At 43.5% G+C, this 26579-nt stretch carries 23 protein-coding genes; 2 read left to right on the top strand and 21 right to left on the bottom strand.

Annotated features, from left to right (window positions below):
* Window positions 1–11: 11 nt before the first annotated feature.
* The 21 genes from DZ860_RS10100 to rpsB form a co-directional block, all read right to left on the bottom strand.
* Window positions 12–863 (bottom strand): endonuclease/exonuclease/phosphatase family protein, encoded by an 852-nt coding sequence (locus DZ860_RS10100; RefSeq protein WP_120030857.1) that lies wholly within the window; start codon window positions 861–863, stop codon window positions 12–14.
* A gap of 30 nt (window positions 864–893) precedes the next feature.
* A complete protein-coding gene (glnB, locus tag DZ860_RS10105; protein WP_005593356.1) occupies window positions 894–1232 on the bottom strand; it encodes a nitrogen regulatory protein P-II in 339 nt (112 codons plus the stop codon).
* 133 nt (window positions 1233–1365) lie between these two features.
* Window positions 1366–1680, bottom strand: a complete 315-nt coding sequence (locus DZ860_RS10110) for a c-type cytochrome (protein WP_120030859.1) — start codon at window positions 1678–1680, stop codon at window positions 1366–1368.
* An 80-nt stretch (window positions 1681–1760) separates the two neighbouring features.
* Window positions 1761–3077 carry a tRNA lysidine(34) synthetase TilS gene (gene tilS, locus DZ860_RS10115; protein WP_120030861.1) on the bottom strand — a complete coding sequence of 439 codons (1317 nt, stop codon included), beginning with the start codon at window positions 3075–3077 and terminating at the stop codon, window positions 1761–1763.
* Between the two features lie 110 nt (window positions 3078–3187).
* On the bottom strand, window positions 3188–4147 hold the full coding sequence (accA, locus tag DZ860_RS10120) for an acetyl-CoA carboxylase carboxyl transferase subunit alpha (RefSeq protein WP_120030862.1): 960 nt from the start codon (window positions 4145–4147) through the stop codon (window positions 3188–3190).
* Between the two features lie 35 nt (window positions 4148–4182).
* Window positions 4183–7662, bottom strand: coding sequence for a DNA polymerase III subunit alpha (gene dnaE, locus DZ860_RS10125; RefSeq protein WP_120030864.1), 3480 nt, complete (start codon window positions 7660–7662; stop codon window positions 4183–4185).
* 69 nt (window positions 7663–7731) lie between these two features.
* On the bottom strand, window positions 7732–8349 hold the full coding sequence (rnhB, locus tag DZ860_RS10130; protein ID WP_120030866.1) for a ribonuclease HII: 618 nt from the start codon (window positions 8347–8349) through the stop codon (window positions 7732–7734).
* A 7-nt stretch (window positions 8350–8356) separates the two neighbouring features.
* Window positions 8357–9505 carry a lipid-A-disaccharide synthase gene (gene lpxB / locus DZ860_RS10135; protein ID WP_120030868.1) on the bottom strand — a complete coding sequence of 383 codons (1149 nt, stop codon included), beginning with the start codon at window positions 9503–9505 and terminating at the stop codon, window positions 8357–8359.
* A 79-nt stretch (window positions 9506–9584) separates the two neighbouring features.
* The gene (gene lpxA, locus DZ860_RS10140; protein WP_120030870.1) at window positions 9585–10373 is read right to left on the bottom strand and encodes an acyl-ACP--UDP-N-acetylglucosamine O-acyltransferase; all 789 of its coding nucleotides are present in this window, start codon (window positions 10371–10373) and stop codon (window positions 9585–9587) included.
* 1 nt (window position 10374) lies between these two features.
* Window positions 10375–10827 carry a 3-hydroxyacyl-ACP dehydratase FabZ gene (fabZ, locus tag DZ860_RS10145; protein ID WP_120030999.1) on the bottom strand — a complete coding sequence of 151 codons (453 nt, stop codon included), beginning with the start codon at window positions 10825–10827 and terminating at the stop codon, window positions 10375–10377.
* Between the two features lie 160 nt (window positions 10828–10987).
* Complete coding sequence (gene lpxD, locus DZ860_RS10150) at window positions 10988–12019, bottom strand: UDP-3-O-(3-hydroxymyristoyl)glucosamine N-acyltransferase (RefSeq protein ID WP_120030871.1); 1032 nt, start codon at window positions 12017–12019, stop codon at window positions 10988–10990.
* Between the two features lie 6 nt (window positions 12020–12025).
* A complete protein-coding gene (locus DZ860_RS10155) occupies window positions 12026–12535 on the bottom strand; it encodes an OmpH family outer membrane protein (RefSeq protein WP_120030873.1) in 510 nt (169 codons plus the stop codon).
* Window positions 12536–12552: 17 nt separating this feature from the next.
* Window positions 12553–14955, bottom strand: a complete 2403-nt coding sequence (bamA, locus tag DZ860_RS10160) for an outer membrane protein assembly factor BamA (RefSeq protein ID WP_120030875.1) — start codon at window positions 14953–14955, stop codon at window positions 12553–12555.
* A gap of 40 nt (window positions 14956–14995) precedes the next feature.
* Complete coding sequence (gene rseP, locus DZ860_RS10165; protein WP_120030877.1) at window positions 14996–16354, bottom strand: sigma E protease regulator RseP; 1359 nt, start codon at window positions 16352–16354, stop codon at window positions 14996–14998.
* Window positions 16351–17559: a 1-deoxy-D-xylulose-5-phosphate reductoisomerase gene (ispC, locus tag DZ860_RS10170; protein WP_120030879.1), complete on the bottom strand. Its 1209-nt coding sequence runs from the start codon at window positions 17557–17559 to the stop codon at window positions 16351–16353. The genes rseP and ispC overlap by 4 nt, the downstream gene beginning before the upstream one ends.
* Before the next feature lie 51 nt (window positions 17560–17610).
* Window positions 17611–18453 carry a phosphatidate cytidylyltransferase gene (locus tag DZ860_RS10175; RefSeq protein WP_120030881.1) on the bottom strand — a complete coding sequence of 281 codons (843 nt, stop codon included), beginning with the start codon at window positions 18451–18453 and terminating at the stop codon, window positions 17611–17613.
* Between the two features lie 14 nt (window positions 18454–18467).
* Window positions 18468–19220, bottom strand: a complete 753-nt coding sequence (gene uppS, locus DZ860_RS10180) for an undecaprenyl pyrophosphate synthase (RefSeq protein ID WP_120030883.1) — start codon at window positions 19218–19220, stop codon at window positions 18468–18470.
* A gap of 95 nt (window positions 19221–19315) precedes the next feature.
* Complete coding sequence (frr, locus tag DZ860_RS10185; protein ID WP_120030885.1) at window positions 19316–19873, bottom strand: ribosome recycling factor; 558 nt, start codon at window positions 19871–19873, stop codon at window positions 19316–19318.
* Window positions 19874–19957: 84 nt separating this feature from the next.
* Complete coding sequence (gene pyrH, locus DZ860_RS10190; RefSeq protein ID WP_120030887.1) at window positions 19958–20689, bottom strand: UMP kinase; 732 nt, start codon at window positions 20687–20689, stop codon at window positions 19958–19960.
* 155 nt (window positions 20690–20844) lie between these two features.
* Window positions 20845–21690, bottom strand: a complete 846-nt coding sequence (gene tsf, locus DZ860_RS10195; RefSeq protein ID WP_120030889.1) for a translation elongation factor Ts — start codon at window positions 21688–21690, stop codon at window positions 20845–20847.
* Between the two features lie 130 nt (window positions 21691–21820).
* The gene (rpsB, locus tag DZ860_RS10200) at window positions 21821–22549 is read right to left on the bottom strand and encodes a 30S ribosomal protein S2 (RefSeq protein ID WP_120030891.1); all 729 of its coding nucleotides are present in this window, start codon (window positions 22547–22549) and stop codon (window positions 21821–21823) included.
* A gap of 355 nt (window positions 22550–22904) precedes the next feature.
* Between rpsB and map the strand changes: the two genes are divergently transcribed.
* Both map and glnD read left to right on the top strand, forming a co-directional pair.
* The gene (gene map / locus DZ860_RS10205) at window positions 22905–23783 is read left to right on the top strand and encodes a type I methionyl aminopeptidase (RefSeq protein WP_120030893.1); all 879 of its coding nucleotides are present in this window, start codon (window positions 22905–22907) and stop codon (window positions 23781–23783) included.
* A 103-nt stretch (window positions 23784–23886) separates the two neighbouring features.
* Window positions 23887–26511 (top strand): bifunctional uridylyltransferase/uridylyl-removing protein GlnD, encoded by a 2625-nt coding sequence (gene glnD / locus DZ860_RS10210; RefSeq protein ID WP_120030894.1) that lies wholly within the window; start codon window positions 23887–23889, stop codon window positions 26509–26511.
* The last annotated feature ends 68 nt before the right edge of the window (window positions 26512–26579 follow it).

Below are 26579 nucleotides of genomic sequence, written 5' to 3' on the forward strand. Positions count from 1 at the left end.
TTAGTCAGTGATTAAGGTAAGCTCAGCTCGACAAGCAATGGGTTATGATCAGAGGCATCCGTTTGAGGTGCCTCTGCTTTATCTACCTTTAATCCACGAACAAATACATGATCTAACGCGAGTCCTGTGACAAATTGCACACGATGATCAGGAGAGAAGTGAACCTCTTTCACACCAATACTCCCCAACACCTGACTCATCACTGCCACCCGACTTTCACTCCAACTGTTAAAGTCACCCGCTACAATAATGGGACCTTGGTGATGCTTGAGCTCGTTAATCAGAACGCTCAATTGGTGTTGATACTCTTGTGTTCCAAACGTGAAATTCACCGCATGAATATTAACCACGGCTAATGACGCTCCGTTCGAGAGCGCATAAGTGGCATAGAGCCCGGATTTAGGCAAACGAAGCCATGGCTCTAGCTCAGTATAAGCACAAGCCAATTTTGGCAGCTCTGGTGCTAGATTTAGCACTCCAGCTGTACTATCAAACGCTTTGAAAGCTTCAACTTGATTACCATTCCACATCTTAGTCGCGATCCAAGCTTTCAAGTCTGGCGTCATGTTTGCTTCTTGAAGCAAAACTAATTGCCGTCCCTGCGAGTATTGCCCCAAGGCTTGTTGCCAGTTTTCTCGATTTTGCTTGTAGATATTCCACACTAACAGATTGATCTTGCCATCCACATCTAATGGTTTCGGTGAAGCATTACGATAACAAGCAAGCTCAGGAATAGGTGCTGAACTCGATTCCGAAATGGTGGTGACTTTAGCGCTATCAGGCAAAGTAAAGATCACTTGAACAGTGATCAGCGCAATAGTAAATATCACGCATAGGAGTAAAGTTAAATTTCGTTTTTTCATAATAAAAAAGAGCCGATTGGCTCTTTGGTTTTAAATTGCATCTTCGTCTTCTTCGCCTGTACGAATACGTACAACACGTTCCACACTGGTAATGAATATTTTGCCATCACCAATTTTACCTGTTTGTGCTGTTTCAATGATCGTATCAACACACTGGTCTGCCACGTCATCAGTGACCACAATCTCTAGTTTTACTTTCGGTAGAAAGTCCACCATGTATTCCGCGCCACGATATAGCTCGGTATGGCCTTTCTGACGACCAAAACCTTTTACTTCAGAGACGGTCATGCCTGTAATGCCAACTTCCGCTAGCGCTTCACGAACATCGTCCAGTTTAAAAGGCTTGATAATTGCTTCTATCTTTTTCATGTTCATCCCTTAAACGTCAATTATTTGGTCCATTATCCCATGATACACAGGCAATAAAAAGCCCAAGCAAAATAGCTTAGGCTTATCGTGCGTTGAGTTCAACCTTTCCTAAAAAAGCCTGATATCACAACAATCACTTTAGGCTTGAATAATAAGCCGCTAAGTTCGCAATATCAGCATCATTTAGCATTGAAGCTTGCGCTTGCATCACTGCCGCTAAGCCACCGGTTCGCTCTTGCTTTTTGTAAGCGTTTAACGACAAAGCTAAATACTGCTCATTCTGACCTTTAAGGTTAGGATATCCCGGGATCATTGCGATTCCATCTGCGCCATGACACGCAGCACAAACCGCTGCCTTGGCTTGTCCTGCTGCAATATCCCCAGCGGCCAATGCCTGACCACTAAATACGCCTGCAATGGTCAGCATGCTCAACACTATTTTTTTCATTGCTCATCCTTATATGGCTAACCTATATGTCTTAGGTTTTGGTTATATATTATGTATTGATCACTTTATTTTTACATAATTTACAATTGCTTGTCCCAGATAAGTTCACATCCTTGACCGATAAATGCTTTATCGACAAACAGATCCGCAACCGCAACCACACAATCACCACACATTAAAATAGGAGTACGGCGACGTAACCAACTAGGTACGCCAAGCTCTTGAAACAGTTTCTTTAATTTACGGCTGTGCCCACGGTCACTTGGATGAGCTTTCAACCCCTCCGGATTAAACACAACATATAGCTGATGTAACTGTTCGTTGGTCAAAGCTATCGTACCACTCTGGTTTTCAGCAACGGTTAAGGTTCCTAGCTGTTCAGGAAGAAGCAAAGCATCACCAAGGGTCAAAGAGTGCTGCCAATGGGAAATATCACTATGCTCTTTCACTAAGTAGAGACGCTGACAGAAACGGCGAACTTGAACTCCGCGAAGGTTAAGTTGTGGATTGGCATCTTGCTGAGAAAGAGCAACTTGATGCCATAAACGATGCAAGTGATCTCGACTTGGCATCACTTGTTGCTGGTTAGAAAACCACATTCGAATCAATCGATTACGCAGCAATTCGCTTTCACTGGCTAAGTCTGCAATATTTATACTGCCATCAATATGTATTGCTTGTGCTAATTTGCTTTCAAGCAGCTGATCAAGTAATAATTCTTGTTCTGCACATAACTGCGCTGAACGCTGTACTGATTGATAAATACTCGGCCAACGTTGTGAAAGAGTCGGAACAACTTGGTGGCGTAAGTAGTTTCGGTCAAAGCGTGTATCCGCATTGCTTTCATCTTCCACCCACTGCAATTGATGAGAGAACGCATAACTCTCTATCTCCTTTCTGCTGACCTGCAAAAGAGGACGCAGCAAGGTACCCTCAGCAAAAGGGGCATGTTGCGCCATTGCCGATAAACCTTTGGGACCACTGCCTCGCTTCAACGCAAGTAAAAAGGTTTCAATCTGATCATCCGCATGTTGACCTGTTAGTAAAATATCGCCCTCACCAACATGTTTTGCTAAAGCCGCATAACGAGCATCTCGTGCACTAGCTTCCAAACTGATGCCGCTTCCTGTTTCTAGCTGAACTCTTTCTGCGACAAATGGGATCAGCTTTTCCTCACACCATTTCTGACACTGTTGCTGCCACTGATCTGCATTTGCACTTAAGCCATGATGCACGTAAACAGCCAAAAACTCTAACTGGGTTTCTGTTCTGTAACGATTAAGTAATTCCAATACTACGCGCGAGTCCACACCACCGCTAAACCCGAGAATGCAACGAGTCCCTTTACGGTGATGTGTATGAAGCAAAGAATGAAAGTGAGTGTATAAATCACACATAATTAATGTCGGTTCGCTCAGGGTGGTGTTATTTTAACTGCTTGCGCACAGAAAAGAAAAAGGCTGAAACAATGTTCAGCCTTTTATATCAATTTCTATGCTAATCGCAATTAACAGTAGCCGTAGTTCATTAAACGTTGATAACGACGTTCAAGTAGCACATCTTGTTCAAACTGCTCTAGTTCATCGAGCTGTTTAACCAATACGTCTTTCATGTTTGCTGCCATTTGCACATAATCACGATGCGCACCGCCTAATGGCTCTTCGATAATTTCATCGATAAGCTCAAGCTCTTTTAGACGAGGAGCAACTAGGCCCATCGCTTCAGCAGCTTGTGGGGCTTTATCAGAGTCACGCCATAAAATAGAAGCACAACCTTCCGGTGAAATTACCGCATAGGTTGAGTACTGAAGCATGTTTACATAGTCACCAACACCGATAGCTAAAGCGCCACCAGAGCCACCCTCACCAACAACGTTACAAATCACTGGCACTTTCAAGCCAGCCATTACTTTCAAGTTGGTTGCAATCGCTTCTGACTGACCACGTTCTTCCGCGCCAACACCAGGATAAGCACCCGCTGTATCGATAAACGTGATAATCGGCATGTTGAAGCGTTCAGCCATTTTCATTAAACGTAACGCTTTACGATAACCCTCAGGTTTTGGCATACCGAAGTTACGCTTCACTTTCTCTTTGGTTTCGCGACCTTTTTGGTGACCGATAATCATCACTGGACGGCCTTCAAGGCGAGCCATACCACCCACGATTGCTTTATCATCAGCATAAGCGCGATCACCCGCTAGTTCATCAAACTCAGTAAACACGTGCTCAATATAATCAAGGGTATAAGGACGTTTAGGATGACGAGCTAACTGTGCTGTTTCCCATGCGCCTAAATCACTAAATGTTTTCTTTTTAAGCTCTAAACTTTTCTTTTCAAGCTGCTCGATCTCTTTTGCAAGATCGACACCTGAGTCACCCCCATGACGAGATACATCACGTAACGCTTCAATTTTAGCTTCAAGTTCTGCGATAGGCTTTTCAAATTCTAGAAAATTCAGGCTCATCTATAGATCCTTTGTGGTTCGTTTATTTCACGAACTTAGTTAAATTCGAGTTCTACCTGGTTATTACCAAGTAACTGTTTTAAGTCATCCAATAGGGAGTCACTAGGCGTAACTCGCCATTCAGTACCCAGCGTTAGGCGTGCTCGTGCATCGGCTCGCTGGTAGTATACATGGACAGGAACTGACCCTGCCCGATGAGGTTCTAGTATTTGACTGAAACGCTCAAAAAATTGGTTGTCTATTTGTGATTCATCTATCGAGATGGATAAGCCCCGAGCAAATTTTTCACGAGCTGCACCAAGATCCATCATCTCACGTGCAGACATTTTAAGACCACCATTAAAATCATCAAAGCTGACCTGTCCAGAAATCACCAAAATTCGATCGGTTTCTAACAATTCTGCATAACGATCAAGCGCATCTGAGTAAAGCATCACTTCCATTCGACCACTTCGGTCGTCCAACGTCAGCAAGCCAATGCGAGTACCACGCTTCGTGGTCATAACTCGTGCTGCGATAACCAAGCCAGCAATCGTTAATGATTGGTCTCGGCGAGTCGGCGTCGCGTCTTTTAAGCGACAGCTCGTATATTTACCCAATTCTTTAATGTATGCGTTGATTGGGTGACCTGTAAGATACAAGCCTAATGTCTCACGTTCACCCTCAAGCCATACTTTTTCAGGCCAAGGCGGAACTTTAGTATATTTATGCTCAACCTCTTCTGGGGCTTCAGTTAGTACACCGAATAGATCTGATTGACCAAATGCTTCCGCTTGATGATGCTGGCTTGCTGCCTTAACAGCATCATTTAGTGAAGCCATCATAGCAGCTCGATGTGGACCAAGGCGATCCAGCGCTCCCGCATAAATGAGTTTTTCTATAACTCGTTTATTCACTTTCTTAAGATCGATACGCGCACAGAAGTCAAACAAGTCTTTAAAGTAGCCGTCTTTATTACGCGCCGCTAAAATCGCTTCAATCGGTCCCTCACCAACGCCTTTGATTGCACCAATGCCATAAACAATTGCACCATTTTCATCAACGTTAAATCTGTATAAACCCGAGTTAATATCTGGTGGAAGAAGTTTAATTTTCATACGGATACATTCATCGACCAAGCCTACGACTTTTTCGGTGTTATCCATATCGGCAGTCATTACTGCTGCCATAAATTCGGCTGGATAATGGGTTTTAAGCCACAATGTTTGATAAGAGACCAGTGCGTATGCGGCAGAGTGTGATTTGTTAAAACCATAACCTGCGAACTTCTCTACCAAGTCGAAGATTTTCATCGACAACTCGCCATCAACGCCGTTCGCAATCGCCCCTTCTTCGAACGTGCCACGCTGCTTGGCCATTTCTTCTGGCTTTTTCTTACCCATCGCACGACGAAGCATATCCGCCCCACCAAGCGTATAACCCGCAAGAACCTGTGCAATCTGCATAACTTGTTCTTGGTATAAGATGATACCGTACGTTGGATCAAGGATCTCTTTTAAAGATTCATGTTGCCATTTTTCATCTGGGTAAGAGATGGCTTCACGACCATGTTTTCGGTCGATAAAGTTGTCTACCATGCCCGATTGTAGCGGGCCTGGGCGGAACAAAGCCACCAATGCGATAATATCTTCAAAACAGTCAGGCTGAAGACGTTTGATCAGATCTTTCATCCCACGAGATTCAAGCTGGAATACCGCAGTCGTTTCCGAGTTTTGTAGAACGCGGAATGAAGCCTCATCGATTAATGGAATTGATTCAATGCGAACGGGCTCTTTACCCTCTTTTTCTAAACGAGGGTTAATCAACCCTAGCGCCCAGTCAATAATGGTTAGAGTACGTAACCCCAAGAAGTCAAACTTAACCAAGCCGGCCGTTTCAACATCGTTCTTGTCAAATTGTGTAACGGGGAAGTGCCCTTCCGCATCAGCATAAATCGGTGCAAAATCTGTAATGGTTGTTGGTGAAATAACCACACCACCAGCATGCTTACCTGCGTTTCGAGTACAGCCTTCCAAGATACGACACATGTCGATCAGTTCTTTGACTTCTTCGTCATTTTTGTACAGTTCAGGTAACGCAGGTTCAGCAACGAATGCTTTTTCTAGCGTCATACCTGGATCAGGTGGAATGAGCTTTGAAATACGGTCAACAAAACCAAATGGATGTCCGAGTACTCGGCCCACATCGCGAATTACCGCTTTTGCCGCCATCGTACCAAAAGTAATGATCTGAGATACCGCATCGCGACCATACATTTCAGCGACGTGATCAATCACCTGATCACGCTTATCCATACAGAAGTCGACGTCGAAATCGGGCATGGAGACACGTTCAGGGTTTAAGAATCGCTCAAACAGCAGGTCATATTCTAATGGATCAAGATCTGTAATTTTTAGTGCGTAGGCTACAAGTGAACCAGCACCCGACCCTCGCCCAGGACCAACTGGAATCAAGTTATCTTTTGACCACTGGATAAACTCCATTACGATCAAGAAGTAACCAGGGAATCCCATGTTATTAATTACTTCTAACTCGATCTGCAATCGCTCATCGTACTCTGGTCGGCGTTCTGCACGAACTTGAGGATCTGGAAATAGAAACTCCAAACGCTCTTCTAGGCCTTCCTGAGATTTTAAGACTAAAAATTCCGTCTCTTTCATTCCCTCTGTTGGGAATGCGGGGAGGAAATATTCATCTAGACGTACGGTGACATTACAACGCTTAGCAATTTCTACGCTATTTTGTAACGCTTCAGGAATGTCAGCAAATAGCTCACACATTTCATCAACACTACGCAAGTATTGCTGAGGGCTGTAATTTTTAGGTCTACGTGGATCTTCTAACGTATAACCGTCATGAATCGCAACACGAATTTCGTGCGCGTCGAATGACTCTTCCGTCAAGAAGACCACTTCATTGGTTGCCACAACGGGTAAATCAGTCTGCTCAGCAAGATCGAGTGCAAAGTGAAGATAAGACTCTTCATCGGCTCGACCAGTACGAGTCAATTCTAGATAAAAGCGATCAGGAAAATACGTTTGGTAAAACTCAACGCACTGCTCAACGAGCTTATGGTTACCTTTCAATAACGCTTTGCCAATCTCGCCGCTTCGTCCCCCTGATAAAATAATCAAACCTGCAGCGTGTTTTATCAACCACTCTTTATCAATAACGGGCTGATGTTGAACATGTCCACGCAGATAGGCTTCAGAAATCAGTAATGTCAGGTTTTTGTAACCCTCATTATCCGCTGCTAATACCGTCAATTTTGTTAGTTCATCACCAAACTCACTCGACTGCATTATAAAATCGGCACCTACGATAGGTTTCACGCCACAGCTGTGCGCTGTTCCATAGTACTTAACCAAACCACACAAGTTGGTAAAGTCAGTAAGAGCCATGGCTGGCATGCCCATTTCAGCGACTTTTTTTACCAAGGGTGGCACTTTAGATAGGCCATCTACCATGGAATAATCACTATGAATTCGAAGGTGGACAAACTTAGGATCTGACATTAACTATTTCCGAGGTATTACACTTTAAGATCTTTAATCGATTATTTTACGCGAATGCTCTCGCGATTGTTACTCTAGGCCGAGTGCTTTTTTCACTGGTTTAAAACTTTTACGGTGTTGGTCAATCACACCGTGTTGCTCAATGGCAGCAAAATGCGCTTTAGTTGGGTAACCTTTATGCTTAGCAAAACCAAATTCTGGATGCAGCTTATCTAGCTCCTCCATTTCTTGGTCACGCACAACTTTAGCGATAATAGAGGCCGCACTGATTTGAGCGACCCGTAAATCCCCTTTCACAACGGCTATTGCATCCATTGGTAACTGCGGCGTTCGATTACCATCAATCAGCGCAAGATCTGGCTGTATATGTAAACCAGCAATCGCTCGCTGCATTGCAACCATGGTTGCTTGCAAGATATTCAAGTTATCGATTTCTTCCGGTGAACAACGACCGACAGCCCAAGCGAGTGCTTTTTCTTTAATTTCTGGCAATAGCGCCAAGCGTTTCTTCTCACTTAGCTTTTTCGAATCATTGAGTCCTTCAATCGGATTATTCGGGTCTAAGATCACAGCGGCAGTAACAACATCACCAACTAACGGACCACGGCCAACTTCATCAACGCCCGCGATCAATTGGTAACCTAATGGGTATTCAAATGGTGGAAGCTCTACTTTTTCTTTTGTCATAATAATTCTATCTATTTTCTTTTCCGATCAATTTGATCACTGCATTTGCAGCCTGGCGATCGGCATCTTTGCGGATCCAGTGATGCATTTCGGTAAACCGTTTAATCATCGCATCACCCCCACCATCAAATAATCTTGATACTTCGTTAGCTAAATTCTCTGGCGTACATTCTTCAAGTAAGTACTCTTTCACCAACTCTTCATCTGCCAAAATATTTGGCAACGAAACAAATTTGGTTTTCACTAAACGTTTAGCGATAAATGCCGTTATCGCATTAACACGATAACCCACGACCATAGGTCGCTTTATCAGCATACATTCGAGGGCTACTGTGCCTGATGCTAGCATCACTGCATCTGAAGCTGTTATTACGTTACGTGCGGTATCGTTAACCAATACAAAATCAAGTTCTGGAGCGATCGCTTGCCATGCTTGCTCAAACTGTACCCGGCGCTTTTCGTTCACTAAAGCAACGACGAAACCAAGATCTGGATAGCGTTGATGAAGTAATTGGCATGCGCGTATAAAGGGCTCAGAGAGCATTTTTAATTCGTTGCCTCGGCTACCAGGTAAAACGGCTAACCACTGCTTATTTTGCTCTAAATTTAGAATTTCACGAGCAGGGCCTTTATCCGATGTTAGAGGAATAGCATCGGCCAATGTGTGACCGATAAACTCACAAGGAACATTAAATTTATCGTAAAACGCTTTTTCAAAAGGTAAAAATGCTAGAACCAAGTTAGTTGCGGCGGCAATGTTATGAATTCGCTTCTGACGCCATGCCCAAACCGATGGGCTAACATAGTGTACTGTTTTGATCCCAGCCTTTTTAAGGTCAAGTTCTAAACGCAAGTTAAAGTCAGGCGCATCGATACCAACAAAAACATCCGGTGGGTTGTCAGTAAAATAGCGGACTAACTCAGCTTTGACTTTCAGCAATCGAGGTAAACGACCAAGAACTTCAACGAGTCCCATCACGGACAGTTCTTCCATATCGAACAGCGACTGACAACCTTGAGCCATCATTTTGGGGCCGCCAATACCAACAAACTCTGCATCTGGGTATTGCGCTTTGATTGCTTGAATAAAGCCCTCACCCAAGATATCTCCTGATAACTCGCCGGCAACAATACCGATTCTTAGTGGTCTTTCCATAGTTGAATCACCTAAGCTTAAAAACACAAAAAGACCGCAACCGTTCAGCTGCGATCTTTTTATCTATCACATATCAACGTTAGCGAATAATGCCACGTTCAGTCGTTTCAATCATCTCTAGCATTGGTGCTATTGATGGGAATTCTTGGGCCATTTCTGCAAGAACTGGCTTCACTTCTTCCATTGTTTTGCCTGAACGATAAATCTCTTTATACGCTTTTTGTAATGCACGAAGCTCTGGCTTTTCAAAACCATTACGTTTCAAACCAACAAGGTTCAAACCAAATGGTGATGCATGGTTACCTTGTGCAAGCACATAAGGAAGTACATCTTGAACAACGGCAGAACAACCGCCAATGTAGGCATAAGCACCGACACTACAGAATGGATGGATCGCAGACAATGCCATGACACCAGCATAATCACCAACCGTCACATGGCCACCCAAAATAGAGTTATTACCAATATGCGTGTGGTTACCAACAATAACATCGTGAGCAATGTGCGCATTCACACACAGCAGGTTATCGTTGCCGATTACTGTCGTCGCTTTGTCTTGTGTTGTTCCGCGATGAATCTGAACGCTTTCACGGATCACATTACGATCACCGACAACCACTGTCGTATCTTCACCACCATATTTTTTATCTTGGTTTTCTTCACCAATAATAGCGAATGGGAAAATACGGTTATCTTTACCAATCACGGTGTGACCTTTAATCACAACGTGTGACATAACTTCAGTACCATCACCGATCTCAACATTTGCTGTGATGTAGGTAAAAGGACCAACTGTTACATTTGCACCAATTTTGGCGCCATCTTCTACCACCGCAGATGGGTGGATTTGAGCGGTTTCATGAATCATATTAAAACTCTCGACGAGCACACTTCAAATCAGCCGAACAAACTACGTCACCGTCTACTTTCGCAGCACATTTAAACGCAGCAATACCACGACGCTCTTTTACAAATTCAACTTCGATTACAAGCTGGTCACCAGGCGTCACTGGCTTACGGAATTTCGCGTTATCAACACTCGCAAAATAGTAAAGTTCATTACCAGATGGGGCGCCAAAGGATTTAAATGCCAACAAGCCTGTTGCTTGAGCCATCGCTTCCAAAATTAACACACCTGGGAAAACAGGAAGTTGTGGGAAATGACCGGTAAATTGTGGTTCGTTTACTGATACGTTTTTGATTGCAGTTAAATGTTTTTCTTCTTGGAAATCTATAACACGATCAATCAGCAAAAAAGGGTAGCGATGCGGCAACAGCTCTTGGATCTCTGTAATAGTCATCGTTTTCTTTTCAGTAGTCAAAGTCATATTCCTATGGTTAAGTCTTAAAAATATCTTCGCAATGCAAATATTATATACCCAAGCCAATTCAAGTTGCTCGTTTGAGCTCGAATTAATTTTGGTGAAATTTGATAAAAAAGACTCGCTAGTCAGCGAGCCTTTTTTCATTTAAACGAATGGCTTAAGCTTTTGCGTCTTGATTAAGCAATCTTTCAACCGCTTTAAGGCGTTTATTCATGTCATCGATACGGTGTACACGAGCGGCTGTCTTACGCCACTCTTTATTGCTTTGAAGAGGAATACCTGATGAGTACATTCCTTTTTCTTCAATGCTACGCATCACCATGCCCATACCAGTGATGGTTACACCATCAACAATCTCGATATGACCATTGATTACGGTCGCGCCACCAATAATGCAGTATTTACCAATAGTCGTACTACCAGCAACTACAGTGCCGCCAGCCATCGCTGTACCGTAGCCAATTTTTACATTATGAGCGATTTGAATTTGGTTATCGATGATTACGTTATCTTCGATTATCGTGTCATCTAGTGCACCACGGTCAATCGTGGTACATGAACCGATTTCAACACGATTACCGATACGAACAGAGCCAAGCTGTGGGATTTTAACCCACTCACCTTTATCGTTCGCATAACCAAAACCATCTGAACCGATAACGGTGTTTGATTGCACTAGACAGTCACTGCCTAATTCAACGCGATGGTAAATACTCACATTAGCCCAAAGCTGTGTGTTATTACCCAATTTCGCATTCTGACCAATAAAACAGCCAGCACCAATCACGACGTTGTCGCCCAGTTCAACACCAGATTCAACTACCGCATTTGCACCAATCGAAACATTAGTCCCTAGCTTCACATCAGCTGCAACGACAGCAGATGGCGCAATACCTTGTGCGGCTTTAGGCGTAGTATCTAAAGCTTGAGCCACTTTCGCAAAAGCAACATAAGGGTCGTCTACGACCAATGCATTGCCTTGGCAAAGATCACGTTGTGCTGCCTTAATCATCACAACGGTCGCTTGGCATTCACCTAGGTGTTTTGCATATTTAGGGTTGGACAAAAATGTCACATCACCCGCTTTTGCTTTATCCATTGGAGCAACCATAGAAACCACCGCATCGGCGTCTCCATGAAGCTCTCCCCTTGTAATCGTTGCCAATTCGGCTAAAGTCAGTACTGCCATAATCGCTTATTTTAATTCTTTGATAACTTTTTCTGAGATATTGAATTCAGGTTTACCGTATTGCATTGTTTGGATATCAATCACCATATCGTAACCTTCCTTCTCCGCTACTTTTTTCACTGCATCTTGAATGATCTTAAATAGCTTTTGTTTTTCTTGAGCTTCACGACGAGCAGAAGCTTGCTCTAGTGCTTGACCCTTAATTTTATACTTACTATCAAGTTGACCAATTTCAATACGCAGCTTTTCAACTTCTTCAGCACTTAGCAATTCGCCATCACGCTTCAACTTCTCAATTTTCGTTTTAGCTTGAGCTTGAATTGACTTCAGTTCATCAGCTTTACCTTTAAACTCAGATTGCATTTTTTGCAGCACAGCTTCACGCTGCGGAAGCGCTTGAAATACTTGTGCAGTGTTAATGTAGCCAATTTTCTGCGTAGCTTCAGCCGCATTTGCAAAGAAAGATGACGTCATTACCACAAGGCTAAGGCCCGCCGCTTTAATCGTTTTGTTCACTGTATTTTCCTTTGTGTTTAGAAGGTTCTACCGATTGTGAAAGTGAAGAATTCTTCATCATCACCTTCATAAATTTCAATTGGTTTTGCCACCGAGAAGACCAACGGCCCCATTGGCGACATCCATTGAAGAGCAACACCATACGATGCGCGGTAATTCATTGGATCTGAATAATCGTTATAATATGGGTCATCAACACCCGGACGATATTTAAACTCAGTATCCCATACACTTGCTGCATCTAAGAACGCACTAGTACGAATCTGGTTACGAGCTTCATCTGAAACGAATGGTGTTGGGAAAATCAACTCCATACTCGCTAACGCGACCGCGTTACCACCCACAGCGTCATCTGTTGCAGTTACACAACCATTATTACCACATGAGCCAGAACGGTTGGTATACACAGCCTTAGGACCCGCACTGTTTGAACCAAATCCACGTAGGGTACTAAAACCACCCGCGTAGTAGTTTTCATAGAATGGGAACAAGTTATCGTTACCATCCGTCTTACCATAACCGTTACCGTAGCCTAATCGACCACGCATTAACAAAGTAAACTCATGTTTCTTGGTTAAAGGCATGTATTGACGAACATCATACTGCAGTTTGAAGTACTTAGCGTCAGAGCCAGGTACGGTCATCTTATATGATGCACGTTGATAGTTACCTGCCGTTGGGAAGTAACCACGGTTTAAGTTGTTACGTGTCCATGCAAGGTTAATATCAAAATCGCTGGTGATGATATCACCATCTGGCTGACCAATACTTTGAGCGAATTGCTCTGCCTGATCATAAGTCGGTACGTTACCGATTTTATTATGAGTATAGCCTACACCGAGATCGAAACGGTTCAATTCATCAAATGGGAAACCCCACGTTAAGCTTGCACCATAACTTTCGTTGGTATAGTCAACAATACCAGCTTCAGAAGCTTCAAACTCATTGTAGAAAATCTTACCACCTAAACTCACACCATCGATGGTCCAGTACGGGTCGCGATAATCTAAGCTGATATTTTTCTGATAGTCGTTCATCATCGCATTGATACCGACACGATTACCGGTACCTGCAAAGTTATCTTGCTGAAGACCAACTTGGAAACTAATGCCCGATTCTGTACCGTAACCAACACCGAAGTTAATGCTGCCTGAGTTAGCTTCTTTAACGCTGTAAACCAAATCAACTTGGTCATCACTACCAGGAACTCGAACTGTTTGAACATCAACTGTCTCGAAGAAACCTAAGCGATTTAAACGCCCCTTACTGGTATCGATAGCTTTAGAGTTTAGCCAGCTACCCTCCATCTGACGCATTTCACGACGAAGTACTTCATCTTTGGTTGCATTGTTACCAACAAAACGGATATCGCGAACGTAGATACGTTTACCTGCTTCGACATTAATGACGAGATTAACTTGATTGGTCTCTTCATCGAATTCAGGAATCGTACGTACTTGTGGGTAGGCATAACCTGCCTCACCAAGAATTCGCTTAACGCCTTCCTCTAATGCGGTAACCGCAGATCCGTTATAAACATCACCAGGTTCAAATGTCACCAATTCAGCAAAAGCCGCTTCTTTTCCGATTAGTTGCCCACGGAATTTCACGTCTTCAACGGTATAAGGTTCGCCCTCATCGATGCCCAAGGTGATATAAACGCCTTTCTTATCTGGCGAAATCGCAACTTGAGTCGATTCAACTTGAAACTTCAAGTAACCACGATCTAAGTAATATGACTTCAGCGCTTCAATATCACCCGCAAGGACTTGTTTCTGGTATTTATCATCAGAAAGGAAGTTCCACCAAGCGACGTCAACATTTAGGTTAAAACGTCCTAATAACTCTTCATCAGTAAAGACTTCATTACCGATAAAGTTAATTTGCTTAATTTTTGCAGAAACGCCTTCAGTAAAGACAAACTTCAAGTCAGCACGATTACGAGGAAGTGGTGTAATAACGGCCTGTACAGATGCGTTATATTTACCAACACTGTAGTAGAAATCCTCTAGGCCCTCTTCAATATTGGATAAAGAAGTGCGATCGAGAGCCTCACCGACGCGAACATCAGATGCATCAAGGTTTTGCTGTAGCTGTTCATCCTTAATCGCTTCGTTTCCGGAGAAAGAAACGCTTGCGATGGTTGGTCGCTCTTTGACTTGTACAACTAAGGTGTTGTTATCGCGTAGTACTTTAATATCTTCAAAGTTACCGGTCGTATAAAGGGCTTTTATGATCTCAGCGACATCTTGATTGTCGACGCTATCCCCGATACGTACAGGCATTTTCAGCAACGCTGCACCCAACGTAACACGCTGCAACCCTTCAATTTGAATATCTTGTACAACAAAATCTTGTGCACCGTAGACAGACACGCTCGTTGCAAGGAGCGTAGTCAGCAGAATTTTTTTCATCGCCATATTTGTTTTTGTTATTCCTTACTACAAAACCTTTGTCTCGTTACAGACGAGCAAAATCATTAAATATCGCTAACGCCATAAGAGAAAAGAGAATCGCGCCGCCAACGCGGTATCCCATTTCCTGAATCTTTTCCGGAACCGGGCGTCGAATAACTGCCTCGATTGCGAAAAATAATAAATGTCCACCATCTAACATCGGCAGTGGAACCAAGTTAATAATGCCTAAGTTAACACTGATCAAAGCTAAGAAACTGAGAAAATAGACTAATCCGTAATCGGCTGTCGCTCCCGCGCCTTTAGCTATGGATATCGGACCGCTTAAGTTATTGAGCCCAACATCACCCACCACGAGCTTTTTAAGCATGCTAGCGGTTAGCCCAATCACTTGACCGGTTTTATCGATAGCCTTACCGATAGATTCAAATACACCAAATTTCAGCTCGAAGCGATAATTTTCCGGCCATTCTGCGACTTCAGGAGCGATTCCAGCAAAACCGATTTGCTGCCCATCGGCTAACTCACGACTTCCTGGTGTCAGCGTCATTTGAACTAAAGTCCCAGCACGGTCAACACTAACACTTAGTGGACGATTTGGGTTGGAACGTATCAGCTCAACAAGTTGGCTCCACTCATCAACATTTTGATCGTTGATTTTTACAATACGATCTCCAGCTTGCAACCCTGCACTCTCGGCCGCACCGCCTTGAGAAATATTTGCCAATACCATAGAAATTTCTGGGGTATACGGCTTAAAGCCAAGAGCTGACATTGCAGATTCAGTCTCTGGGTCAAAGTCCCAAGATGTAAGATCGAGTTTATAGCGTTGTTCAACTCCAATGCCATCTTCAGGTGCTACCGTCATGGTTAACTGTGAATCACCAATATGACCAATTAGGCCCATATTTACTGATTCCCAATCCGCGGTTTTGACGCCAGAAATTGATTTAAGTTCCATGCCTGGCTGTAAACCAGCTTGTGCCGCAATAGAATGAGGCGCGACCTCACCAATAACGGGTTTCACTGCAGGCACGCCAATAAGGAAAACTAACCAATAAGCACAAATTGCAAAAATGAAGTTAAAGAGCGGGCCGGCCGCAACAATTGCAGTACGTTTCCATAATGATTGTTTATCAAACGCGAGCTTTTTTTGTTCCTCAGGAATTTCATCAATTCGTGAGTCCAACATTTTGACATAACCGCCTAAAGGTATTACCGATAGACTATACTCCGTGCCGTCTTTGCCTACTCGGCTCCAAATCGACTTACCAAAGCCAATTGAAAACTTCTCAACTTTAACGCCGCAACGACGAGCCACCCAAAAGTGACCAAATTCGTGTACCGCGACTAAAATGCCTAGTGCGACGATAAAGGAAGCAAAATTCCATAATATTCCGGTCATAAGGTATATCCGTTAACGGTTTCTAGAGCGAGTATCCGTGCAATCTTATCGAGCTCCAATATACTTTCCAAGCTATTGCACTCCAATGAGTTGCTCGTCGCACAAAGTCGAGAGGTTACCATATCATTCACAGCAGCTATGTCAGTAAAGCGAATTTTTCTATTCAAAAATGCTTCTACCGCCACTTCATTCGCGGCATTTAAAGCCGTCGTCGCATGCTGACCTTCATGACAAGCATCTATCGCCATTTTTAAACAAGGATAACGTTCAAAATCAGGTGCTAGAAAACTTAACTCACCCACTTGAGTAAAATCAAGTGGAGCCACCCCGGCATTAACACGCTCTGGATAAGAAAGCGTTAACGCGATTGGCGTTGCCATATCAGGCTGCCCCATTTGAGCTAAGACAGAGCCATCTTTATATTGCACCATGGAATGGATTACTGACTGCGGGTGAATAACAACTTTCAATTGCTCACGCTGAGCATTAAACAACCAACGTGCTTCGATATATTCCAAACCTTTATTCATCATAGTGGCGGAATCAACTGAAATTTTTGGTCCCATAGACCAATTTGGGTGAGCAATCGCTTGCTCCGGTGTTACAGATGAGAGTGTCGACAAATCACTGTAACGGAATGGACCACCTGACCCTGTCAGTAGAATATGAGAAATTCCGCTTTGGGCAAGGTCACAATGTCCTAAATTAGTTTGAATTTCTTGAGGTAGACACTGGAAAATAGCATTGTGTTCACTGTCGACGGGCATCAACTCTGCACCGTGCTGTTTCACCGCATCAACAAACAGTTGACCGGTCATCACTAAAGCTTCTTTATTCGCTAACAAGACACGTTTGCCTGCTTTAACGGCTGACATCGTAGGCAACAAACCTGCGGCACCAACAATGGCCGCCATGACGGTATCAACTTCATCAAACTCAGAAACATGGCACATCGCTTCAACCCCAGAAAGAACTTGGGTCGGGATATGGCTTGAAGAGAGCGCTGCTTGTAATTTTTTTGCCGATTCGGCACTTTCCATTACTGCATATTTAGGCTGCCATTGCTGACATAATTGATGCATCCTTTCGACGTTTTGTCCTGCTACCAAAGCAACCACCTGGAAATGCTCAGGATTTTGTTCGATGACTTTTAATGTACTTGCTCCAATAGAGCCAGTCGCACCAAGGATTGTCAATTTACGCATAGCAAAAAAACCAGTATGTAATAAGGGCAAGCATAGTGCCTGCCCGTCAAATTAGAAAATGAAATAGAGAAGAGCAAATACTGGGAAAGCAGCAGTCAGGCTGTCTATCCGATCTAGAACGCCACCGTGTCCTGGGATAATATTACTGCTGTCTTTAATACCAGAGACTCGCTTGAACATACTTTCGACTAAATCACCTAATACAGAAATCACGACCGTAATCAGAGTAATTAGAATCATCGCAATATGACTAGAGAACTCGATATCAAACCACTGACTTGTTGCCCAACCGACAACAACTGCGGTGATAATTCCGCCTACTAAACCTTCAATAGTTTTATTTGGGCTCACGTTCGGCGCCATTTTGTGCTTACCTAAGCTCTTTCCTGCAAAGTAAGCACCGCTATCTGCCGCCCAGACAATAAAGCAGACATACAAAACGAGCTTCGCACCATGATAAGGATCTGTCTCGATACCTTGAGCTCTCAACATTACAACACTCCATAGGAATGGTAATAGAGTCAATACACCGAATAAATGTCGTAACACATTGGAGCCTTGCCATAATGATGAGGATTTAGGGTAAGTGATTGCTAACCCACTCGAGAACACCCACCATAATGAGCCCATAACGAGCATGGCATAGTGCGTAGAGTTCAGAGTATTGAGGTTTAAGCTGTCAAAAGGTAAGCAGATAAAACTGATAGCGCTTAATACTAAGGCTGGCAACATCGCAATAATGCGGGACTGTGCGTTAACAAACTGAGTCCACTCCCAAAAACCAATTAAAGTAATACAGGCAATGGCTGCAATAAACAAAGGCAGGGGTAACTTAAAAATACCAAGAATCACCAGAGGTGCAAGGATAAGTGCCGTTATTATTCTTTGTTTCAAACTTGAATCCTTTGTTAGCTTTCCATCAATGCTTTGACTTGTTCACCAGTACAACCAAAACGACGTTCACGGTTTATAAACCAAGTTACCGCTTCAATAAGGCTCTCTTCTGTGAACTCTGGCCAATAAATCGGCGTGAAATACATCTCAGCATACGCCAACTGCCAAAGCATAAAATTACTGATGCGACATTCGCCGCTGGTTCGAATAAGTAAATCAACTTCAGGCAAATCTGCCATCGTAAGATGTTCAGTGATAAGCTCTTCACTGATATCATTTGTAGAAAGTTGACCTAATGCTACTTTTTCTGCGATCTGTTTTGTGGCTTCTAGGATATCCCATTTTCCACCATAATTCGCAGCGATATTAATGACCATCCCTGTGTTATCAACTGTAAGTGCTTCAGCTTGAGCAATTTTCTTTTGTAAACGCTCATTAAATCGAGTTTTGTCGCCAATGACACGTAAACGCAAATTGTTTTTATGTAGCTTTTTCACTTCCGTCGATAAAACGGTAATAAACAACTCCATTAATACCCCGACTTCATCCTCCGGACGACGCCAGTTTTCGCTACTAAAAGCAAAGAGTGTTACTGCTTTGATACCAAGTTTTGCAGCACCAGAAATCGTTCGTCGAACAGCAGCTACGCCATTTTTGTGCCCAAAAACTCGAGGTTTACCTTGAGCTTTAGCCCAACGACCATTACCGTCCATGATGACAGCGATATGTTTTGGAAGAAATTCTGGTGAGAGTTGTGAATTTTGCATAAGGGGTATAGGGATTACCAGCAGGGGGACAGAGAGTAGCATAAAAAACGCTGTGCCGTGAGCACAGCGTTTCTATTTAGCGAGTGTATGGGTAATTAAACTTCCATCAACTCTTTTTCTTTTACTGCTAGAACGTCATCAACTTTCTTAACAGCAATATCTGTAAGCTTTTGAATTTCGTCTTGTGCTTTACGATCTTCATCTTCAGAGATTTCTTTATCTTTTAGTAATCCCTTAAGATCGCCGTTAGCATCACGACGGATGTTACGAACCGCTACGCGTGCGCCTTCAGCTTCACCACGAACGATTTTAACTAAGTCTTTACGACGTTCTTCCGTTAGAGCTGGAAGTGGTACACGAATGATAGTGCCCGCTGACATTGGGTTTAAACCAAGATCAGACATCATAATCGCTTTTTCAACTTTCTGAGTCAGCTCACGATCAAACACTGTAATAGCTAGAGTACGAGCATCTTCTGCAACAACGTTAGCCACTTGATTTAGCGGCGTTGCTGCACCGTAGTAATCCACACTGATACCAGATAGTAGGCTTGGGTGTGCACGACCTGTACGAATTTTAGAAAGGTTGTTTTTCAGTGCTTCAACACTTTTGTCCATGCGCTCCTGCGCATCTTTTTTGATTTCGTTAATCACAGTTTCACCTTAATGAGTGCTCTTTCAAAAGAAAGACTTGTTCGGCTGATTACCTGCCGACATTATATCGACAGGTACCAAAAATTAAGCGTTGTCGCTGATTAGCGTACCTTCGGCTTCGCCCATCACCACGCGACGTAGTGCGCCTGGTTTATTCATGTTAAATACACGGATTGGCATTTTGTGATCACGCGCTAGCGTGAAAGCAGCTAAATCCATTACCTTGAGTTCTTTCTCAAGAATCTCAGAATAAGTCAGAGTATCATACAGTTCTGCGTCTGGGTTTGCTACTGGGTCAGCAGTAAATACACCGTCAACTTTCGTTGCTTTTAGTACTACATCTGCTTCGATTTCAATACCACGCAGACACGCTGCTGAATCTGTAGTGAAAAACGGGTTACCAGTACCTGCAGAGAAGATCACTACACGGCCTTGACGAAGTTCACGAATTGCATCTGCCCAGTTGTAATCGTCACACACACCTTTCAGTGGAATTGCAGACATTACACGTGCGTTCACGTATGCGCGGTGCAGTGCATCACGTAATGCTAAGCCGTTCATTACTGTTGCTAGCATACCCATGTGGTCGCCCACTACGCGGTTCATGCCCGCTTCTGCAAGACCAGCTCCACGGAATAAGTTGCCACCGCCGATAACTACGCCTACTTGAACGCCCAGTTCAACCAGCTCTTTCACCTCTTGAGCCATACGATCAAGGATTTTAGGATCAATACCAAAACCCTCAGAGCCTTGAAGAGCTTCACCGCTCAGTTTTAATAGAATACGTTGATATGCTGGTTTAGGGTTCGTCGTCATGAAGTTTACCTTCCAAAGAGAGTTGTTGATTAACAGTCATGATTTAAAACTCAACTGATTCCATCAGTTCTAAATCATCACGGCTAACCGCTTAGTCTTATCGTAAAAAGACCGCAGCCATGGCTACGGTCTAATAATTCGCAGGTATCTAAGGATTAACCTTTTTGTACCGCAGCAACTTCTTCAGCGAAGCTCATTTCTGCAGCTTTCTCGATGCCTTCACCAACTTCTAGACGAACGAAAGTAGATACAGATGCACCTTTTTCTTTCAGCATTTCGCCTACAGTTTTCTTAGGTTCCATGATGAACGCTTGACCAGTTAGAGAGATTTCGCCCGTGAATTTCTTCATACGGCCAACAACCATCTTCTCAGCGATCTCTTGAGGCTTGCCTTCGTTCATAGCGATTTCAACTTGAACTTCTTTCTCTTTAGCAACTACGTCTGCTGGTACGTCTTCTGGGTTAACAAACTCAGGACGAGAAGCAGCTACGTGCATAGCAACGTGTTTAAGAGTTTCAGCATCGCCTTCACCAGCAACAACTACACCGATTTTCTCGCCGTGACGGTAAGAAGCGATAGCAGTACCTTCAACGTACTGTACGCGACGGATGTTGATGTTTTCGCCGATTTTAGCAACTAGTGCAACGCGAGCATCTTCAAATTTAGCTTGTAGTTCTTCAACAGTCGCTTTAGAAGCTAGTGCTTCAGCAGCTACTTCTTGTGCGAATGCGTTGAAGCTAGCATCTTTTGCTACGAAGTCAGTTTGGCAGTTAACTTCAAGAAGAGCAGCTACGCCGTTCTCTTCTTTGATGATGATTGCGCCTTCAGCTGCAACGTTACCAGCTTTCTTAGCTGCTTTCGCTGCGCCAGACTTACGCATGTTTTCAATTGCTAGTTCGATGTCAGCGTTTGCTTCTACAAGCGCTTTCTTACATTCCATCATGCCAGCGCCAGTGCGCTCGCGAAGTTCTTTAACTAGAGCAGCAGTTACAGTTGCCATTCTCTATTCCTCGTTGATTCGAAATAAGGTAAAAAACAGGGGCCTACATTGTCGGCCCCTGTTGATAACTATAACTTAATTTATGCAACAAATACTTGGCACACAGACTAAGTTGGGCTCGGAGCCGATATTATTCAGCTTCTACGAAACCGTCTTTTTCAGAAACTACAGCAACGTCTTTGTTACGGCCTTCGTTTACAGAAGTCGCAACAGCGTCAAGGTACAGTTTAACTGCACGGATTGCGTCGTCGTTACCTGGGATGATGTAGTCAACGCCATCTGGGTTAGAGTTAGTATCTACCACAGCGTAAACTGGAATACCTAGGTTGTTAGCTTCTTTAATCGCAATGTGTTCGTGATCAGCATCGATAACGAAAAGCGCGTCAGGTAGACCGCCCATGTTTTTGATACCACCAAGAGATTTCTCTAGCTTCTCCATTTCACGAGTACGCATTAGAGCTTCTTTCTTAGTTAGTTTATCAAAAGTACCGTCTTGAGCTTGAGCTTCTAGCTCTTTAAGACGTTTGATAGACTGACGAACAGTTTTGTAGTTTGTTAGCATACCGCCTAACCAGCGGTTGTTAACGTAGTACTGGTTGCTTGCGATTGCAGCTTCTTTAACAGCTTCAGATGCAGCGCGTTTAGTACCTACGAATAGAACTTTACCTTTCTTCTCGCCAACTTTAGCTAGTTCAGCTAGAGCTTCGTTGAACATTGGTACAGTTTTTTCTAGGTTGATGATGTGAACGCGGTTACGAGCACCAAAGATGAATGGCTTCATTTTTGGGTTCCAGTAACGAGTTTGGTGACCGAAGTGAACACCAGCTTTCAGCATATCGCGCATTGATACAGTTGCCATTTTAAAATCCTCTATGGGGTTAGGCCTCCACATCCCCCATGATTCCGACCCTAGCCTTAGCTGGGCACCCCGGAATATGTGTCGGAATGTGTGTGATTTAAAGATAATAGGTTAAGAAAAGTAACTCCGCATCGCCACTACATCGCGATGTAATGAAGAGAACAGACTACGTTTCCGGCGCGCTTTATATCATATTTCAGGGGTCATTGGCTACAAAAAATTGGTATTACACTTCGTTGAAAAAAGCGCTTCGACTACGATTAGAAGCATCGATGACAAATACACATTCATCGTTCTTCCTGTTAGAATGCGCTTATTCGCACTGAAATGCGCAATAAACGAATAGAGAAAGCCGATGTCAATCAAGATAAAAACAGCAGCAGAAATTGAACGCATGCGTCTTGCTGGTAGCCTTGCTGCCGAAGTCCTAGAAATGATCGAACCACACATTAAAGCCGGTGTGACGACAGAAGAGCTAAACCAAATCTGTCATGACTTCGCTCTTGAAAGAGGCGCTTATTCCGCTCCACTCGATTACCATGGATTCCCAAAATCTATTTGCACATCGATTAACCATATCGTTTGTCATGGTATTCCTGCAACTCAAGACGAGAAAGGCAGCAATGGTCAGATGAAGCCAGCGGTTCTTAAAAACGGCGATATTATTAACGTCGATATTACCGTTATCGTCCCTGACGATGAAAATGCAGACCTTAGCGTTCGTCCAAACGGTTATCACGGTGATACATCAAAAATGTTCTTCGTTGGAGAAGCATCACCTGAAGACAAACGTTTATGCATGGTGACACAAGAAGCGCTTTATATCGGTATGAAGCAAGTAAAACCTGGCGCAACAGTGGGTGATATTGGTACGGCTATTGAGAAATACATCAAGGCCAACAACAAAAACAACCCTCGCAATAAGTTCTCTATTGTGAAAGATTTCTGTGGTCACGGTATCGGTAACGAATTCCACGAAGAACCACAAGTCGTTCACTACAAAAACAGCGATCGTCGCGTGTTCAAAGAAGGCATGTGTTTTACGATTGAACCAATGATCAACGCAGGTAAGTACGGTGTCACTGTTGATGCTGCTGATGATTGGACTGTCTACACTGGCGACGGCAAGAAATCCGCTCAATATGAGCACACTATCGTTGTCACTGCGACAGGTTGTGAAGTCCTCACTTTACGTAAAGATGAGAACATTCCTCGTCTTATGAATAACGCCTAATTTAACGACTAAAAAATATCCTCGCCCGCGAGGATATTTTTTTATCGGTTTCATTTTGTTAGATTAACATTCTCTGGATGTTAACCCGCACGGAACGCTGCGCATGCTTTATCAATCTCCGATGACTTTCTCCGATGAGCAACTTTCAATCAGTGAGCTTAAATCACAGCTGGAACTATTCGCTCAACACCAAAAACAGGAATTCCTGAACCACCACCCTATTAACGACCTCATTTTAGGACGTGCTGATTACATGGATTTACTGCTCAATCGTTTGTGGCAACAATTCGGTCTATCAGAACTTCCAAACATCAGTTTAGTAGCCGTTGGTGGTTATGGTCGAGGTGAACTTCATCCGTTATCAGACATTGATATTCTGATTGTCTCGCGACATAAATTGCCTGATGCACTCGCCACCAAAGTCAGTGCTTTTATCACTTTGCTTTGGGATCTTCGTTTAGAAATCGGTCACGCGGTTCGAACCGTGAATGAATGTGCTGAAATCGGTCAAAATGATTTAACAGTAGCCACTAACCTTCAAGAAGCACGTTTGCTTTGCGGCTGTGAAGAAACATTTCATCAATTAAAGTTAGTGATCCACTCAGAGTCTTTTTGGCCCAGCGATGTGTTCTACAAAGCTAAAGTACAGGAACAACGTACTCGACATGCTCGCTACCACGACACGACCTACAATTTAGAACCTGATATTAAGTCTACCCCGGGAGGGCTACGAGACATTCACACACTTGGTTGGATAGCTCGACGTCACTTTGGTGCGACATCATTGTTTGAAATGAGCCGCTATGGCTTCTTAACCGACGCGGAATATCGCGAATTGGTTGATTGCCAAGATTTCCTTTGGCGGGTACGTTTCGCATTACATATCGAACTACGACGTTATGACAATCGATTAACGTTTGCTCATCAAGCTCAAGTCGCTGAACACTTAGGTTTTGTTGGTGAGGGTAATCGTGGTGTTGAAATGATGATGAAAGAGTTCTACCGCACACTACGTCGTGTAGCTGAACTCAACAAAATGCTGCTCAAACTATTCGACCAAGCCATTCTCAATAATGGTATCGAATACGTAACAGAAATTCTGAGTAATGATTTTCAACGCAGTGGTCCATTGATTGAAGCAAGAAAGCCAGCGTTATTCCAAGCTCGACCAGAAACGATTTTAGATATGTTTATCCATATCGCCAACGATTCAACCATTGAGGGGGTGGCACCGCCAACACTTCGTCAATTGAGAACCGCACGTCGCCGTTTAAATCGTTTTCTTCATACGATTCCAGCCGCCCGTGAAAAATTTTTAACTTTATGTCGTCACCCTAATGCCCTACACAAAGCATTCAGCTTGATGCACAAGTTGGGGGTGCTCGCCGCCTACTTACCACAGTGGCATCAAATTGTCGGTCAAATGCAGTTTGACCTATTCCATGCTTATACCGTGGATGAACATAGTGTTCGCTTGCTAAAACACATTAATACGTTCAGCTATGCAAAAAACCATGAAAAGCACCCAATTTGCTGTGAGGTTTATCCTCGTATTCAGAAAAAAGAACTGCTGATCCTTGCGGCTATTTTCCACGATATAGGCAAAGGACGTGGCGGAGATCACTCAGTTATTGGTGCAGAAGAAGCGTATGCTTTCTGTCTTGAGCATGGTTTATCTAAACCCGAAGCCAAACTTGTCTCTTGGTTAGTACGTAACCATCTATTGATGTCTGTCACTGCACAACGTCGTGATATTTATGATCCGGAAGTGATTACTGAATTTGCGAAACAGGTGCGAGATGAAGAGTACCTAGAGTATTTAGTTTGCCTAACGGTTGCAGATATTTGTGCGACCAACCCGGAGCTATGGAACAGTTGGAAACGCACGCTATTAGCCGAGCTCTTTTATTCAACTCAAAGAGCCTTACGTCGAGGGCTTGAAAACCCGGTAGATGTTCGTGAACGTATTCGTCACAATCAACAAATGGCCTCTGCGCTATTGAGGAAAGAAGGCTTCGTTAGTCGCGAGATAGACACACTATGGCAACGCTTTAAAGCAGATTACTTCTTGCGCCACACTCACTATCAAATTGCTTGGCATGGTTCTCAACTGCTCAAACATGATGATCCAACAAAACCATTAGTTTTGATATCGAAAAATGCAACGCGTGGGGGGACAGAAGTCTTTGTCTACTGTCAGGATAGAAAAGCGGTTTTTGCGACCGTGGTGGCTGAATTGGATCGACGCAACTTCACAGTTCATGACGCCCAAGTCATGACCAGTAAAGACGGGTACGTTCTTGATACTTTCATGGTGCTTGATCATCATGGCCAAGTGATTGACGCCAACAACCATAAAGCGATCGTCAAACACTTAATACATGTTCTAGAAGATGGTCGTCCAACCAAAATTCGAACTCGACGCACTCCTCGTAACTTGCAGCATTTTCATGTCAAAACCAAAGTGGATTTTCTGCCAACCAAAAGTAAAAAGAGAACGCTCATGGAGTTTGTTGCTCTCGATACGCCTGGCTTACTAGCGACAGTTGGTGCAACATTCTCAGAACTGGATATTAATCTTCATGCTGCGAAGATCACGACTATTGGAGAGCGAGCGGAAGATTTATTCATACTCACCGCTGAAAATGGCGGCAAACTAAGTGAAGAAGAAGAAATACAGCTCAAGGAGAATTTGATAAACAATGTGGCTAAATTAGCTCCAAATTAAAGATGGAAAATCTAAGCGGGATCTCCACCACAACTACATCTTCTGCTTAAAAGATCATCTACCGTACA

Origin of the sequence: Vibrio sinensis (assembly GCF_003605645.1) — a bacterium.
Lineage (GTDB): Bacteria > Pseudomonadota > Gammaproteobacteria > Enterobacterales > Vibrionaceae > Vibrio > Vibrio sinensis.